We start from the raw sequence: 15579 nt of genomic DNA, 5'->3' as shown, positions 1-15579 counted from the left end.
TCCGGGGGTCAGGGTGCTCGCTCGAGCAGGACGGCGACCTCGTGGTGCGAGGTCTGCGGGAACATGTCGAAGAGGCGCGCCTCGCGCGGGCGCAGGGACGGCATCGCGGCGAGGTCACGGGCCAGGCTCTCGACGTTGCAGCTGGAGTACACCACGTGCGATGCCTCCGACGCCTCGAGCCAGGCTGCGAGCCGGGGGCCGATGCCGCGCCGGGGCGGGTTGACGACGACGAGCGAGGCGGAGGCCGGGGTCGCGGGCAGCAGGTGCACCTGCGTGGCGTCACCCACGGTGAACGCGAGGTCGGCCCGCGCCGCTCCCGACGCGGTGAGCCGCTGGGCACTCCGCCGAGCCGACGCGACGGCCTCCGGCGCCACCTCGACGCCCCGCACGACGCGGTCCCGGCGACCCGGCGCGACGGCTGCCTGGAGCGCGAACCCGCCCACGCCGCAGTAGAGGTCGAGGACGACCGCCGGGTCGACTCGCGCCACCCAGCTCCGGGCCTGTCGGTACAGGGCGCCGGCGACCCCGGTGTTCGTCTGGAAGAAGCTCGCCGGACGCAGGAACAGCTCGATGTCGTCGAGGCGCATCGGCAGGACGTCGGCGTCGGTCAGGATGATCTCTACCTCGCCCTCGGTGACGGCCTTGTGCTCGGGCTGGAGGTTCACGGACACGACGCGCACCCCGGGCAGGGCATCGAGGATGACGGGTAGCCGGGACCGCAGCAGGGCCACGTGCTTCTGCGAACGCAGGACGAAGCGGAACATGACCTCCCCGTCGGGGGAGTGGGTCAGCAGCACGTGCTTGACCTCGCCCCGCCGGGCGGGCACATGGTAGGGCTCGAGGCCGAGGGCGTCGAGGAGGTCGGCGACGCGCGGCACGAACTCGGCGAGCCCGGGCTCGTAGAGGCCGCAGTGGCGCAGGTCGACGCCGTGTCCGTCGCGGTCGAGGATGCCGACGGTCGTGGCACCGGGGGAGCCGCCGACGACGAGCTTGGCCTTGTTGCGGAAGTGTGACTCCGGGCCGGCGTGTGAGGGCAGCCACCGGACGCCCGGGGCGAGCGGAGCCAGGACGCCGGCGACGTGCCGCTGCTTGTCCGCCAGCTGGTCGGCGTACGGCAGGCCCATGAGGCTGCACGAGCGGCAGCGCGCGGCGTCGAAGTAGTCACACTGCATCGGGGTCAAGGCTACGGTCGCGGGCGGTGGTCTACCGCGAGGGGTAGAGGACCCGATCCTCTGAAGTGACATAATGTCGATTATCGGCGTTATGGGGTGGTCGTCGGGCATGCCGAGGTGGGCGTCAGGCGTGCCCACCCGACCCGACGACGCGAAGCCACGTCCGCAACGAGCGCTCCAGGGCGTCGCGCTGCCCGGGCGTCAGCCCGGCCAGCAGGGCGTCGTCGGCCGCCATGACCCCGCCGATGATCTCGTCGACGCGCTCGCGGCCTCGTGGCGTCAGCCGCACGTGCACGGTGCGTCGGTCCGGCTCCTCACGGACCCGCTCGACGAGCCCCAGCCGCTCCAGTGCCGCCACGCGCTGCGTCGTCGCGCCCGGCGTCACCCGGCAGCGCCTCGAGAGCTCACCGGCCGTCAGGCGGTACGGCGCGCCGGCCCGGCGCAACGTCGCGAGGACGTCGAGGTGGCTCTGGTCGAGCTCGTGGGCGGCCAGCGCCCGCGACCTGCCGTCGGCGACCATCGCGGCCAGGCGCACGAGCGGCGTCACGATGCCGACCGACGACACGTCGACGTCCGGGCGCTCACGCCGCCACGCGTCGACGACCGCCTCGACCTCGTCCCCCGTCACGTCCTCCACCACCAATACTTTAGCGCTAAATCGGCTGGCGGGCGCGGTCTCGCGGTGCGAACGTGCGTCGGCACCAGGCGTCAGGCCCCCGTCGGGGCCCGACGCACGAGGGTGATGCGGCAATGGAGCTGGCGACCTCCTACGCCGTCGTCTCGGCCACGTGCTTCACGCTCGTCGGCGCGGGAGACGGCTCCGCGGCCCCGTGGCCCGACGGCGTGTTGAGGCGGTGCCGGGGTCCAGCCCCGCCGCGTTGTGGGACGCTCCTGCCATGTCCGACGTCGCCGTCAACGCTGCCCGACCGGAGACGCGGGAGCAGCGGTCCTGGTACTGGTACGACTGGGCCAACTCTGCCTACGTGACGACCACGGCCACCGTGCTCATGGGTCCCTACCTCACGGCCATCGCGAAGCAGGCCGCCTGCCCGGGCATCGCCGACGGGGTCGACTGCACGACCGACCTGTCCGTCCTCGGCATCCCGGTGGCGGCGGGGTCGCTCTACGCGTACACCGTCACGGTCTCGACGATCATCTCCGCGCTGATCCTCATCGTCATCGGCGCGATCGCCGACCGCAGCGCCCACCCGACGCGGCTGCTGACCGCCTTCGCCTGGGCCGGGGCCGTCGCGGCGAGCCTCATGTTCCTCGTCGCCGGCACCAGCTGGCAGCTGGGCGTCCTGCTCATCCTCGTCGCGAACCTGTGCCTCGGCGCGTCCCTGGTCATCTACGACTCCATCCTCATCCGCATCGCCAACGAGAACGAGCGCGACCGGGTCAGCTCCAAGGGCTGGGCGCTGGGCTACCTCGGCGGCGGCATCCTGCTCGCCCTGAACTTCGGCCTGCTCACCTTCGCCGGGACGCTCGGCATCAGCGAGGGCACGGCGGTGCGCATCAGCCTCCTGTCCGCCGGCCTGTGGTGGGGAGCCTTCACGGTGATCCCCTACCTCGGCCTGCGCCACCTCACAGGAACGGTCACGACGCCGGTCGACCGTCCGGCCGGCGTCGTCGGGGGCAGCCTCAAGCAGCTCGCGAGCACCTTCCGGGACCTGCGCCACTACCCGCAGACGCTGCTGTTCCTCCTCGCCTACCTCTTCTTCAACGACGGCATCCAGACGGTCATCGGCAGCTCGAGCCTCTACGGCCAGGAGGAGCTCGGGTTCGGGCAGAGCACGGTTCTCGGCGTCTTCCTGTTCGTCCAGTTCGTCGCCTACGGCGGTGCGCGCCTCTTCGGCCTGACCGCCGCCCGCATCGGAGCCTGGCGGACCGTGCTCTACGGCATCGCGCTCTGGACCGTCGTGGTCGTCATCGCGTTCTTCGTACCGGCCAGGCAGCTGGTGCTCTTCGTCATCCTCGCGCTGCTCATCGGCATCGTCCTCGGCGGCACGCAGGCGCTGTCGCGCTCGCTGTACAGCCAGCTCATCCCGCGGGGGCGCGAGGCCGAGTACTTCAGCCTGTACCAGGCCATGGAGCGCGGCACGAGCTGGCTCGGCACCCTCATCTTCGGTCTCGTCTACCAGTTCAGCCACAGCTACCGCTGGGCCATCGTGGCGCTGGTCGTCTTCTTCGTCGTCGGTGGCGTCCTGCTCTCCCGGGTCCGGATGCGCGAGGGCATCGAGCAGGCCGGAAACCCGGTTCCGGCGGTCATCTGAGGCCCACCTACAATTCGCGACCCGGCGGGAACAAGTCAACCGTTTCGGTCGTTCATGCGTCTGTGAGGGTAAGACACCTGCAGGGGTGTCGTCAGAGGCAGGATGTCTGGAGGGGTCCACATGGCCGATCGAGCACTTCGCGGTTCCAACCTCGGGGCGAGGAGCATGGAGTCGGACGACAACGTCGTCCCGAGTGAGCGACAGATCACGGTCTACGTGTGCCCGGAGGGCCACCGTACGGAGCTCCCGTTCTCCATCGAGGCCGACGTGCCTGCGACGTGGGAGTGCCGCTGCGGCCTGGACGCCAAGCTCCAGGGCGGCGGCCCCGAGCCCGAGGCGAAGCCGGTCAAGCACCAGCGCACGCACTGGGACATGCTCCTCGAGCGTCGCTCGATCCCCGAGCTGGAAGAGCTGCTGGAGGAGCGCCTGACGCTGCTGCGCGAGTCGCGCGGTGAGAAGCCGCGGCGGCGCAAGAGCGCCTGACGCCCTCCCGCAAGGACCACCGAGGAGCCCGCCCCGTTCGTGGGGGCGGGCTCCTCGTCGCGTCGACCGTCAGCGGTCGTCGTCGATGATCTCGCCCTCGACGACCTCGTCGCTCGAGGTCGAGCGCGTCGGGCCCGTCGGTGGTGCCGTCGTGCCCCAGCCGGGCCGGGCCGTGACCGCCGGGCCGCCGAAGCGCTCCGCCGAGGCGAGCAGGTGACGGCTGACGACCGCCTCCACCAGGCGCCGGGCCACCGGCCGCGTCACGGGCAGCACGAGCAGGAGGCCGATGACGTCGGTCACGAACCCCGGCGCGAGCAGCAGCGTCCCGCCCACGAGGACGACGACGCCGTCGGCGAGCTCCCGGGCGGGCATCCGGCCGCTGCGCAGCGCGCGTACCAGGGCGTGCCAGGCCCGCGCGCCCTCGCGCCGGATGAACCACACCCCGAGCAGGGACGTCGCGAGCAGGAGCAGGAAGGTCCACCAGCCGCCGATGGCGTGGCCCACCGCGACGACGACCGCGATCTCGACGACCGGCACGACGAGCAGCGCCGCGAGCGCCACCCGGGAGGGACGCAGACGGCGACCGCCACCTGCACGGCCACGCGGCGGGGGCGTCACGTCCGCTCCCCCACCGGAGCCGGCGTCTCTCGACGGGCGGAGACGAGCCCCCGCACCTGTCCGACGCGGTGCTGGATCCCCCAGCGGGTCACCGACGTCAGCGCTTCACGGACGATGTCTCGCCCCATCTTCGACACGCCCACCTCGCGCTCGACGAAGGTGATCGGCACCTCGACCACCCTCAGGCCGGTCCGGACCGCGCGCAGGGTCAGGTCGATCTGGAAGCAGTACCCCTGGGACTGGACGCCGTCGAGGCCCATGGCCTGCAGCGCGCTCGTGCGGTAGACCCGGTAGCCGGCCGTCGCGTCGTTGACGTGCATGCCGAGCATGACCTTGGTGTAGACGTTGGCGCCGACCGAGAGCACCTTGCGGTGCACCGGCCAGTTGCGCACCTCGCCGCCGCGCACCCAGCGGGCCCCGATGACGAGGTCTGCGCCCGCGAGCGCCGCCAGCAGCGACGGCAGCTGCTCGGGCAGGTGGGAACCGTCGGCGTCCATCTCGACGGCGGCGTCGTAGCCCTCGTCCATGACGAGGCGGAAGCCGGCGAGGTAGGCCTGGCCGAGTCCCTGCTTGCGGTCGCGGTGCACGACGCGGACCTGCGGGTCGGACGCCGCCAGGGCGTCGGCGACGGCACCCGTGCCGTCGGGCGAGCCGTCGTCGAGGACGACGACGTCGGCCTCCGGCGCGCTGGCCCGCACGCGAGCGACGATGCCGGCCAGGTTGTCGCGCTCGTTGTACGTCGGGATGAGCACGGCCACCCGGGTGACCGGCTCACGCTGCGTCGTCGTCATCCTCTTCCTTCGTCTGGTGCGGCGCCCGGGTCGGCGCCGTCCGGCGGCCCCTCCGCACGGCCGGCAGGGGCAGGACGAGCAGGACGAGCAGCGCCGCCGCGGCGACCCCCTCGGGGACCTCCCCCACCCGGGTCGCCAGCGTCGTGGCGTCCCGCAATGGTAGGGCCCCGCGGACCACCGCCTGTGTGAACAACGACGTCACCTGGTGGGCGGTTCCGTCCGGGAGGATGAGGGCGCTCTGGCCGACCGTCGAGACGTGCACGACCGAGCGACCGAGCTCCATGGCACGGATCCGGCTGATCGCCAGCTGCTGCGGCGACTCGGCCGTGTACCCGAACGTCGCGTTGTTCGTCTGGACGACGAGGACGTTGGCGCCCGAGGTCACGACGTCGCGCATGATGTCGTCATAGGCCACCTCGAAGCAGATCGCGAGGCCGGCGCGGACCTGTCGGCCGTCCGCCGCCTCCACCGTGAAGACCCCCGGGCGGCTGCCCTTGGCGAAGTCGCGCCTGACGAGGTCGACCTCGCGGCTGAAGGTGCGCCAGAACGCCCGGTCCGGGATGTACTCGGCGAACGGCACCGGGTGGCGCTTGACGTAGCGGTCGGTGTTGCCGCGCCCGGGGGCGAAGAGCAGCGACACGTTGGACAGCTTGCCGGCCGGCTCCTCGAGCAGGCCGCCGACGACGAGCGGCCGGTCGAGGTACTCGACGGTCTGGAGGATGAGCTGCTTGGCGTCGGCGTTGCGCAGCGGGTCGATGTCGGAGGCGTTCTCGGGCCAGACGACGAGGTCGGGTGCCGGCGCCCGACCAGCGGTGACGTCCTGCTGGGCCTTGATCGTCGCTGCGACGTGGTTGTCGAGGACGGCCCGCCTCTCGGCGTTGAAGTCCAGACCCGGACGCGGCACGTTGCCCTGCACGCCGAGGAACTGCTCGGTGGGCCCGTCGGTCGGCAGCGGGACGGCCAGGCCGGCCAGGCCCAGCACGAGCGCGCCCGCGAGCGGAGCCAGGTCTCGACGCCGCGGGCCCGACGGGGCCGCCGCCGGGGTGCCGACCGCGTCGGCCCGGGCGCCCCGTGCGAGCAGCCGCTGGGCCGCGAGCGCGAGGAGGCCGCCCGTGAGCGCGACGACGAAGGCGACGAAGGGCGTGCCGCCGAGGGCGACGAGGCGACCGAAGGTGCCGTCGGCCTGCCCGAAGGCGATCTTGAGCCACGGGAACCCGCCGTACGGGGCGCGGGCGCGCAGGCCCTCGGCGACCACCCACACGAGGGCGAACGCGAGCGGTCGCACCCGCCCGGACCGGCTCAGCCAGCCGTAGAGCGCGCCGGCCAGCCCGAGGAACAGCGCCTCCAACGTCGCGAGGGCGATCCACGGGACGGCACCGACGTAGATGCCCGACCACGACAGGGTCGGGACGAAGAACACGAGGCCGGAGGCGGTGCCGAGCAGCAGGCCCCGACGGCCCGGCCGGAGCGGCCGGCGCCGATCCGCACCCCCGGGCAGACCCGCGGGCGCGCCGGTCCAGGCGCCGGCCATGAGCGCGAGCGCGAGCGGCGCCGCCCACCACCCGTCGAACGTGGGGAACGCGAAGCAGAGGAGACCCCCACCGGCCACCGCGAGGCCGAGGGGCGCGAGGTGACGCCGCACGGGCATCACCGTATGTCGTCGGGGCCCGGAGCGCGGAACCGGCTCGGCGCTCGAGCGAGGTCAGGGGACGACGACGACGCCGCGGGCCGTCGTCGCGACCAGGGGCGGGTCGAGCACGTCGGCGGCCGACGCACCGCGCTCGGGCGCCCCCCGGCCGACGACGCGGACCTCGAACTCCATCTCACGGCTGCGGTGCCCGACGCGGACGATCTCCGCCGAGACCTCGATGACGTCACCGGCCCGCACCGGTGCCCGGAACTGGACGTCGCTGTAGGAGGCGAAGAGGCCCTCGTCGCCGTCGGTCCGGATGCACATCTCGGTCGCGACGTCGCCGAACGCCGCGAGGGAGTAGGCGCCGTCGACGAGGTTGCCGGCATAGTGCGCGTGGCTGTACGGCACGTAGCGGCGGTGGGTGACGCGGCGTCCGACCTCCGCCGTCGTCGCGCGCGGGGCCGGCGTTCCAGCGCTGCTCGTGCTCGTCGTGCTCGTCGGGTCGCTCATCGTCTCGCCTTTCGCCGGGTCATCTCGTGCACGAGGTAGCTGGCGACCTCGCCGGGGGTCGTGCCGCGGCCGAAGACCCGGTCGACGCCGAGGGCCTTCGCCGAGCCCTCCTCGAACCGGGGGCCACCCGCGACGAGGATCGGCACCTCACCGGCCGGGTACGCCTCGCGGAAGGCCGCCGACATCTGGGTCGTGTTGTGCACGTGGGCATCCCTCTGGGTCACGACCTGGCTCACGAGGACGGCGTCGGCCCTCTCGGCGCGGGCCCGCGCCACGAGGTCGGGCACGAGCACCTGCGCACCGAGGTTCACGACCGTGATCTCGCGGTAGTACTCCAGGCCCTTCTCGCCGGCGAAGCCCTTGATGTTGAGGATGGCGTCGATGCCCACGGTGTGCGCGTCGGTGCCGATGCAGGCACCGACGACCACGAGCCGTCGGCGCAGCAGCCTCCTGATCGCGGAGTTGGCGTCCTTGGCCGAGAGCAACGGGTACTCGCGCTCGACGACCCGGACCGCGTCGAGGTCGACGAGGTGGGTGACGCTGCCGTAGACGACGAAGAAGGTGAAGTCCGGGCCCATGGGCTTGGCGTGCACGAGCAGCGCCGGGTCCAGACCCATCTTGCGGGCCAGCTGGAGGGCCGCGCCCTCGGCCCGCTTGTCGTGCGGCACCGGCAGGGTGAACGACACCTGCACCATGCCGTCACCGGTCGTGTCCCCGTAGGGCCGGACGATGCTGCCGTGCGGGCCTCTGCGCGGCTCCGCGGCGCGCGGTGCGCGGCTCATCGCGCGTCCCTGCCGGTCGTCCACGCGTCGAGCGCGGTGACGGCCGGGTTGTCGTAGCCCTCGGCCCGCCTGACGACCCCTTCGAGCCCCTTGCCCCGGTCGGGCGGCCGGCGCATGAGCCCGAAGGTCCCGTCGGCGATGGCCGCCAGTAGCGGGGGTTGGCCGGAGACATCGGTGTCCTCGACGATCCGCTCGAGGAGGTCGACGGCCTCGGACAGCACCTGCCGGGCCCGCGTCTGGATGAACCCGTCGCGAGGCGGGTGGAAGTCCTCGGTGAGCCCGCTCGCGGCATTCATGACGTACCGGACGTTCTGGAGGGCGAGGTCGCGGTCGGACAGGAACGGGGTGACGACGGCCTCGGTCATCATCCCGACGAGGAGGATCCCCTGCCCGGTCATGGCGCCGACGAGGTTGAAGAACCCGTCGAGCAGGTAGCCGCGGAAGACGTCGCCGGTCATGTGCTTGGTCGGCGGCATCCACTTCAGCGGTGCGTCCGGGAACAGCCGGCGGGCCAGCAGCGCGTGGGCCAGCTCCATGCGGAAGCTGTCGGGCAGGTCGGGGTTGATCTCGAAGGCGTGCCCGAGCCCGAGCTGCCAGTCCTCGAGCCCGGCCTCCTTGGCGAAGCGCTCGTTGAGCAGCTGGCTGACCGTCACGGTGTGCGCTGCCTCGACCGCGTCGGCGGTCGTGAGGTAGTTGTCCTCGCCCGTGTTGATGATGATGCCGGCTCGTGCGTGGATCTGCCGTGAGAACCGCTGGTCCACGAAGGTCCGGACCGGGTTGATGTCCCGGAAGAGGATGCCGTACATCGAGTCGTTGAGCATCATGTCGAGGCGCTCCATGCCCGCGAGAGCCGCGATCTCCGGCATGCACAGGCCGGATGCGTAGTTCGTCAGGCGGACGTAGCGTCCGAGCTCCCTGCTGACCTCGTCGAGCGCGGCTCGCATGAGCCGGAAGTTCTCCTGGGTCGCGTAGGTGCCGGCGAAACCCTCGCGCGTCGCGCCCTCGGGCACGTAGTCGAGCAGCGACTGCCCGGTCGAGCGGATGACGGCGATGACGTCGGCGCCCTCGCGGGCCGCGGCCTGGGCCTGCGGGATGTCCTCGTGGATGTCTCCGGTGGCGACGATGAGGTAGACCCACGGCTTGTGCGGGGGGTCGCCCAGCCGTCGGACGAGGCGCTCACGCGTGGCGCGGGCCCGGTCCACGGTCCGCAGCCCTGTCCCGACGCCACGCGCGGCCGCCCGCCGGGCCGCCGTGGCCGCGCGCCCCTCCGGGAGCCGGAACGCGACGTTCCCGCCGGCCGCCTTCTGGGCGAGCGTCAGGAGGTCGGGCGCCTCGCCGCGGAGCAGGGCGTCGTAGACCGGCGTCGTGACGCCGTGCTCGAGGCCGACGCCGGTGCGGACGGCGGCGACGAGGTGGTTGACCCACGGCACGCGCTCGTGGTCGGCACCGGCGAGGCCGGCGAGGCGCAGGGTGGCACGCTCGACCGAGACCGTCGTGTGGCTCCGCGCGAGCCGCACGACCGGGGCCGCGGCCCGGCGCGCCAGGGACCGCGCCCGCCGGACGACCGCCGGGTCGAGCTCGAGGACAGGTGCGGGGCGGCTCACGCCTCAGATCCTGCCGTCTCGCGCGCGAGCCGCGACTCGAACAGGGCCCGGACCGCCGGCACCGTGCGCACCAGCGACAGGGCGAGCTCGGCGTGGCCGGGCACGTACCCGTTGCCGATGAGCATCCGCACGTCGGCGGCGACGCCCTCGGCTCCGAGCGCCGCCGCCGCGAAGCTCGTGGCCATGCTGAAGAAGATGACGGTGCCGCCATCGGCGGTGGCCAGGATCGCGGGCTGCTCGCAGCCGGGCACGTCGACGCAGACGACCGTGACGTCGGCAGGTCCGCCCGCGGCCTCGACCGCCGCGGCGAGACCGAGGGGGCTGCGCGCGTCGGCGAGGACCACGACGTCGGCCAGGCCGGTCGCCTCGAGCAGGCGGCGCTCCCGCTCGACCGGCACGACGCCGATGGTGCGCGCGGCCCCCGACGCGCGCGCCGCCGCCAGCGACAGCGACCCGGACTTGCCGGCCGCACCGAGCACCGCGACGGTCGGCGCGGTGCCGCGGGCCGTGTGCTCCCCGACGACCCGGGACACGAGGGCCGGAGCCCCGCACACGTCCATGACCATGAGGGCCAGCCGGGGCTCGAGGTCGTCCGGCAGGACGGCGGCGATGCTGCGGCCGAAGAGGATCGCGTGGCCCCGCGCCGGCACCCGTTCGGATCGGCCGTCCCAGCGGGCGAGCCCGTCGCTGATGGCCAGCGGCGTCAGGGACAGCGAGACGAGGGTGGCGACCCGGTCGCCCACGGCCAGACCCAGTGGGCTCGCCGGGCCCACCTCCTCGACGGTTCCGATGAGCATGCCGCCCGAGCCGGTGACGGGGTTCTGCATCTTGCCGCGGTCGGCGACGATGGCGAGCACCTCCTCGCGGACCGCCTCGCCGTCGAGGACGCCCGCCCGCGTGTGCTTGTCGGCGAGCTGGCGGTAGGAGGCGGCGTCGAGGTTGAGGGTGTCGACCGTGATGCGGACCTCGTCCGGCCACAGCTGCGGGCGCGCGTCGAGCCGGTGGGCCGCCTGCGGGAGGGTCGGCCCCTCCTCCCCCACGGGGTCGAGAACGCGGTGCAGCCCCACGGGTGAGGTCTCACGCGCGTCCGTGGGCGGGGGTGGTGTGGTGGTCACGGCGGAGATCCTCCGGTCGCAGTGGATGCGTACGACAAATCCTTTCGCATCATAGGAGGTCGGAGGGTGATGCTTCGGTTATCGTCGGGACATGACACAGGTGTCGCAGCCGTACGCCTACCGCCGCCGCGAGCTCGTCGAGCCGGACTGGACCAGGCTGCCCGGCTGGACCGCCGTCACGCCATCCGACTGGGACAGCGCCCAGTGGCAGCGCGCCCACTGCGTCAAGAGCGTCGCGCAGCTGCGGGCCGTCATGGGCAACCTCCTCGAGGACCGCTTCTACGCCGACCTCGAGCGCGACCAGGCGCAACGGGCCACGATGTCGATGCTCCTGCCTCCGCAGATGCTCAACACCATGGTGCCCGCCACCGACGAGCCCGTGCCGGCGGCCGGCGCCGCCTTCACGGCGGCCTTCTACGCCGACCCCGTCCGCCGCTACATGCTCCCGGTGTTCTCCGACCGGCGCACGGACTGGCCCTCGCACCCGCACGCCACGCGCGACTCCCTGCACGAGCACGACATGTGGGTGGCCGAGGGGCTGACCCACCGCTACCCGACGAAGGTCCTCGCCGAGCTGCTGTCGACGTGCCCGCAGTACTGCGGGCACTGCACGCGCATGGACCTCGTCGGCAACTCGACGCCGCAGGTGGCCAAGCTGCGCTTCGGGCTCAAGCCGGTCGACCGCCAGGAGGCGATGCTCGACTACCTGCGCCGCACCCCGGCGGTCAGGGACGTCGTCGTCTCCGGCGGCGACGTCGCCAACATGCCGTGGAAGAACCTCGAGGCGTTCCTCGACCGGCTGCTGGAGATCGAGAACGTACGCGACATCCGCCTCGCCACCAAGGCCCTCATGGGTCTGCCGCAGCACTGGTTCGCCGGCGACGTCGTCGAGGGCGTGGCCCGGGTGGCTCGGACCGCCCGCGAGCGGGGCGTGTCCCTCGCCATCCACACCCACGTCAACAGCGCGCAGTCCGTGACGCCGGCCGTGGCGCGGGCCTCGCGGGCGATGCTCGAGGCGGGGGTCCGCGACGTGCGCAACCAGGGCGTCCTCATGCGCGGCGTCAACGACACCCCCGAGCGCCTCCTCGACCTGTGCTTCGCCCTCGCCGACGGGGCGATGGTCACGCCGTACTACTTCTACATGTGCGACATGATCCCGTTCGCCGAGCACTGGCGCGTCTCGCTCGCGGAGGCCCAGCGGCTCCAGCACGAGATCATGGGCTACCTGCCGGGATTCTCGACGCCCCGCATCGTCTGCGACGTCCCGCTCGTCGGCAAGCGCTGGGTCCACCAGGTGGAGCAGTACGACCGGGAGCGCGGAATCTCCTACTGGCGCAAGAACTACCGCACCTCCATCGAGGCTGACGACACCGAGGCGCTGTCGCGCGAGTACGTCTACTACGACCCGATCGACACGTTGCCGGCCTCCGGGCAGCAGTGGTGGCGCGAGACCGTCGACCACGAGGAGGTCCTGGCGGCCGCGGGCGAGCGGGCCGCGTCGAGCCGGGCGGCCGCGGAGTCGCAGCTCGTCTGAGGCCACCGGCACCGCACGTAGACTGCCGCGGTGACCTCCCGCTCCCCCGCCACCCGCGTCCGCATGCCCCGCGCCGAACGCGAGGCGCAGATGCTCGAGGTGGCCGAGAGCGTCTTCTCCCGGCGTGGGGTGCAGGCCGCGACGATGGACGAGATCGCCGAGCAGGTCGGGGTGACCAAACCCCTCATCTACGACTACTTCGGCTCCAAGGAGGGCCTGCTCGCGGCGACGATCGAGCGGGCCCGGGGCCAGCTCATGGCGGCGCTCATCGGTTCGTGGGCGGCGGCCGACGCCGCGGACACCCCGGTCCGTGAACGCGTCCGGCGGGTCGTCCACGCGTTCTTCACCTTCATCGACGCGCACGATGCCGCGTTCGCCCTGCTGCGCACCGAGGGCGCGCTCATCGGCGAGGCGTCCGACTCGGTCGAGCGGATCCGCCAGCAGACCGCCAAGGCCTTCGCGGAGGGCCTGCTCGCCCTGCCGGAGTTCGGGGCGCAGACCGCCACCCGCGTCACCGCGATGGCCGAGGTGCTCATCGGCGGCTGCGAACGGCTCGCCGTCTGGCGCAGCACGCACCCCGGCGGCATGGACGCCGACGAGGCCACCGACCTCGTCGTGACGACGATCTGGGACGGCCTGTCGAGCGTCGGCGCGGCGGGCCTCGACCCTCACGGGGACACCCTTGCGGACACCCCTCCGGACACCCCTGCGGACGCCCGGTGACGCCGCGTCGCAAGGGCGCCGAGGGGCCGACGACGCAGGCCACGCTCGCGCTCGACCGCGCGAAGGTCGCCTGGCGCGGACGTCCGTACGACCACGATCCGTCGGCCCCGAGCTACGGGCTCGAGGCTGCTGTGGCGCTCGGTGTCGAGCCGGCACGTGTCTTCAAGACGCTGCTCGTCGACACCGGTCGCGGCCTGGCCGTGGGCATCGTCCCGGTCGACGGACAGCTCGACCTCAAGGCCGTCGCCTCGGCGCTCGGCGCGAAGTCGGTGACGATGGCCGATCCCGCAGCCGCCGAGCGCAGCACCGGGTACGTCGTCGGCGGCATCTCCCCCGTGGGCCAGAAGCGCGCGCTCCCGACGGTGCTCGACGACTCGGCGTTCGAGCACGAGACCGTCCTCGTGTCCGGGGGCCGCCGCGGGTTCGACGTCGAGCTGGCACCGGCGGACCTGGCCGCCGTGACACGTGCCGTCCGGGCCCCGATCGCGCGGGGACCCAACGGATGAGGGCCGTACCCGCCAGCACGCGGCTCGGCCGCGCCCGGCTCGTCGTGATCCTCGCGGCCCTGACGATGGTGGGCCCGTTCTCCATCGACACGATCTTCCCCGCGTTCGACGTCATCGGCCGCGAGCTGGCGGTCGACGCGGTGACGATGCAGCAGACGCTCAGCGTCTACCTGGCGACGTTCGCGGTGGCGAGCCTCTTCCACGGCTCGTTGTCGGATGCGCTCGGGCGCAAGCCGGTGATCCTCGTCGGCTGTGGGCTCTACGCCGCGACGAGCGCGCTGTGTGCCCTCGCGCCGAGCATGCCGTTGCTGCTCGGCGCCCGCGCCGTGCAGGGCCTCGTCGCCGGTGCCGGGATGATCGTCGGCCGGACCGTCGTGCGCGACCTGTTCGACGGGTCGGCCGCGCAGCGGTTCATGTCGCACATCTCGGTCATCTTCGCCGTCGCGCCCGCACTCGCGCCGATGGTCGGCGGCTGGATCCTCGGGTGGGGCCAGTGGCGCACGATCTTCTGGGTGCTGACCGGCTACGGGGTCGCCCTCGTCGTGGCGACGCTCGTGGCCCTGCCCGAGACCCATCCGGCGTCCGAGCGGGTCCCGTTCCGCCCGCGCCCGCTCGTCGCGTCCTTCGTGTCGGTGGCCCGCGACGCGTCGGTCCTGCGCCTCGGCGCGGCGATCGCCCTCAACTTCGCGGGGCTGTTCCTCTACGTGTCCTCCGCGCCCGTCGTCGTCGTGGAGCACCTCGGTCTCGGGCCGCGCGACTTCGGGGTGCTCTTCGTCCCGCTCGTCGTCGCGATGATGCTCGGCTCGTTCCTCACGGGGCGGCTCGCCGGGCGGGTCCGCCAGGGCGCGTTCGTCCTCGCCGGCTTCGTGGTCTCGCTCGCGGGAAGCGTCTTCGCCGTGCTGTACCAGGGCCTGTCGGTGGCCCCCTCGACCGTGTGGACCGTGCTGCCGGTCGGCGCGATCTCGCTCGGTGTCGCGCTCGTCTTCCCCGTCCTCACCATCGCGATGCTCGACCTGCGACCGCGTGAGCGTGGCGCGGTGTCCTCGTTCCAGTCGTTCCTCAGCACGTGCGCGAACGCCCTTGTGGCGGGGGCCCTCTCGCCCCTCGTCAGCGGGTCGCTGACGACGCTCGCCCTCGTGGCCGGCTCACTGACGAGCGCCGCGCTGGCCCTGTGGGCCTGGCACCGTCGGACGCACCTGACCGCGTCACGCGCACCGGTCCCGCCCGACGCGTCGGCCGAGGAGCCCACCGACCGGCTGTGACGCGTCCGGCACGGCTTCCCTTGTGCCGCAAGGCCGCTCGGGCGGGCGCTACTCCTGCTCGCGCGGGATGGCTGAGGCGCTTCGACCCTCCCACGGCGTCGACAGGACGACGGTCGTGCGGGTCGAGACGTTGGCGGCCGAGCGGATCCGCGCGAGAAGGTCCTCCAGGTTGCCCGGTGTGCCGACGCGCACCTTGAGGATGTAGCTCTCGACCCCGGCCACCGAGTGGCAGTCCTCGATCTCGGCGATGTGCGCGAGGCGCTGGGGCACGTCGTCGGGCGCGCTGGGGTCGAACGGCGTGACGGAGATCAGCGCTGTGAGCGACAGGCCGAGCGCCTCGGGCGAGACCGTGGCCGCGTACCCGGTGATGACGCCCCGCTCCTCGAGCCGCCGGACGCGCTGGTGCACCGCGGACGTCGACAGGCCCGTCGCCTTGCCGAGGTCGGTGTAGCTCATGCGGCCGTCTGCGAGCAGCAGGCCGACGAGGCGACGGTCGAGTTCCTCCATGCCGGAAGGGTAGACCAGCAGTGCGGTGCCTGTCTCTTATACACATCTGACGCTGCCGACGACGGA

The 15579-nt window shown here is 72.8% G+C and carries 16 protein-coding genes; 6 read left to right on the top strand and 10 right to left on the bottom strand.

Translation table 11 applies throughout. The annotated features are described in order from the left end of the window. Positions 1-8: 8 nt before the first annotated feature. Together ACPYOM_RS04250 and ACPYOM_RS04245 are read right to left on the bottom strand one after the other, a co-directional pair. Positions 9-1172: a methyltransferase domain-containing protein gene (locus ACPYOM_RS04250; protein WP_481345012.1), complete on the bottom strand. Its 1164-nt coding sequence runs from the start codon at positions 1170-1172 to the stop codon at positions 9-11. A 124-nt stretch (positions 1173-1296) separates the two neighbouring features. After that, entirely contained in the window at positions 1297-1809 is a 513-nt protein-coding gene (locus ACPYOM_RS04245) for a MarR family winged helix-turn-helix transcriptional regulator (RefSeq protein ID WP_481345011.1), read from the bottom strand. A 259-nt stretch (positions 1810-2068) separates the two neighbouring features. Between ACPYOM_RS04245 and ACPYOM_RS04240 the strand changes: the two genes are divergently transcribed. Both ACPYOM_RS04240 and ACPYOM_RS04235 read left to right on the top strand, forming a co-directional pair. Then, a complete protein-coding gene (locus tag ACPYOM_RS04240; RefSeq protein WP_481345010.1) occupies positions 2069-3445 on the top strand; it encodes an MFS transporter in 1377 nt (458 codons plus the stop codon). Positions 3446-3565: 120 nt separating this feature from the next. Then, complete coding sequence (locus ACPYOM_RS04235; RefSeq protein ID WP_481345009.1) at positions 3566-3928, top strand: RNA polymerase-binding protein RbpA; 363 nt, start codon at positions 3566-3568, stop codon at positions 3926-3928. Between the two features lie 69 nt (positions 3929-3997). Here the strand turns inward: ACPYOM_RS04235 and ACPYOM_RS04230 are convergent, their stop codons facing one another. Genes ACPYOM_RS04230 through kdd form a run of 7 tightly spaced genes read right to left on the bottom strand, consistent with a single transcriptional unit; the run spans position 3998 to position 10981 of the window. Further along, positions 3998-4546 (bottom strand): FxsA family protein, encoded by a 549-nt coding sequence (locus ACPYOM_RS04230; RefSeq protein WP_481345008.1) that lies wholly within the window; start codon positions 4544-4546, stop codon positions 3998-4000. Next, on the bottom strand, positions 4543-5337 hold the full coding sequence (locus ACPYOM_RS04225) for a polyprenol monophosphomannose synthase (RefSeq protein ID WP_481345007.1): 795 nt from the start codon (positions 5335-5337) through the stop codon (positions 4543-4545). Before ACPYOM_RS04225 ends, ACPYOM_RS04230 begins: the two co-directional genes overlap by 4 nt. Next, on the bottom strand, positions 5318-6985 hold the full coding sequence (gene lnt, locus ACPYOM_RS04220; protein ID WP_481345006.1) for an apolipoprotein N-acyltransferase: 1668 nt from the start codon (positions 6983-6985) through the stop codon (positions 5318-5320). Before lnt ends, ACPYOM_RS04225 begins: the two co-directional genes overlap by 20 nt. A gap of 54 nt (positions 6986-7039) precedes the next feature. Then, complete coding sequence (gene kal / locus ACPYOM_RS04215; RefSeq protein WP_481345005.1) at positions 7040-7480, bottom strand: 3-aminobutyryl-CoA ammonia lyase; 441 nt, start codon at positions 7478-7480, stop codon at positions 7040-7042. After that, positions 7477-8262: a lysine 5,6-aminomutase subunit beta gene (gene kamE / locus ACPYOM_RS04210; protein WP_481345004.1), complete on the bottom strand. Its 786-nt coding sequence runs from the start codon at positions 8260-8262 to the stop codon at positions 7477-7479. Before kamE ends, kal begins: the two co-directional genes overlap by 4 nt. Further along, positions 8259-9866: a lysine 5,6-aminomutase subunit alpha gene (gene kamD, locus ACPYOM_RS04205; RefSeq protein ID WP_481345003.1), complete on the bottom strand. Its 1608-nt coding sequence runs from the start codon at positions 9864-9866 to the stop codon at positions 8259-8261. The genes kamE and kamD overlap by 4 nt, the downstream gene beginning before the upstream one ends. After that, positions 9863-10981 carry an L-erythro-3,5-diaminohexanoate dehydrogenase gene (gene kdd, locus ACPYOM_RS04200; protein ID WP_481345002.1) on the bottom strand — a complete coding sequence of 373 codons (1119 nt, stop codon included), beginning with the start codon at positions 10979-10981 and terminating at the stop codon, positions 9863-9865. The genes kamD and kdd overlap by 4 nt, the downstream gene beginning before the upstream one ends. A gap of 91 nt (positions 10982-11072) precedes the next feature. Between kdd and ACPYOM_RS04195 the strand changes: the two genes are divergently transcribed. From ACPYOM_RS04195 to ACPYOM_RS04180, 4 genes are read left to right on the top strand one after another with little or no spacing between them, the layout of a single operon-like run. Then, positions 11073-12515: a KamA family radical SAM protein gene (locus tag ACPYOM_RS04195; protein ID WP_481345001.1), complete on the top strand. Its 1443-nt coding sequence runs from the start codon at positions 11073-11075 to the stop codon at positions 12513-12515. A gap of 30 nt (positions 12516-12545) precedes the next feature. Further along, positions 12546-13238: a TetR/AcrR family transcriptional regulator gene (locus tag ACPYOM_RS04190; RefSeq protein ID WP_481345000.1), complete on the top strand. Its 693-nt coding sequence runs from the start codon at positions 12546-12548 to the stop codon at positions 13236-13238. Then, positions 13235-13744: a Cys-tRNA(Pro) deacylase gene (gene ybaK / locus ACPYOM_RS04185; protein WP_481344999.1), complete on the top strand. Its 510-nt coding sequence runs from the start codon at positions 13235-13237 to the stop codon at positions 13742-13744. The genes ACPYOM_RS04190 and ybaK overlap by 4 nt, the downstream gene beginning before the upstream one ends. Continuing rightward, positions 13741-15006 carry a multidrug effflux MFS transporter gene (locus tag ACPYOM_RS04180; protein WP_481344998.1) on the top strand — a complete coding sequence of 422 codons (1266 nt, stop codon included), beginning with the start codon at positions 13741-13743 and terminating at the stop codon, positions 15004-15006. The genes ybaK and ACPYOM_RS04180 overlap by 4 nt, the downstream gene beginning before the upstream one ends. 48 nt (positions 15007-15054) lie before the next feature. On the opposite strand, the gene ACPYOM_RS04175 is transcribed toward ACPYOM_RS04180, so the two are convergent. Next, positions 15055-15513 carry an Lrp/AsnC family transcriptional regulator gene (locus ACPYOM_RS04175; protein WP_481344997.1) on the bottom strand — a complete coding sequence of 153 codons (459 nt, stop codon included), beginning with the start codon at positions 15511-15513 and terminating at the stop codon, positions 15055-15057. Positions 15514-15579: the final 66 nt, after the last annotated feature.

Source organism: Monashia sp. HAY1-2A (genome assembly GCF_056755315.1).
This window is presented reverse-complemented; position numbering and strand designations above follow the sequence as displayed.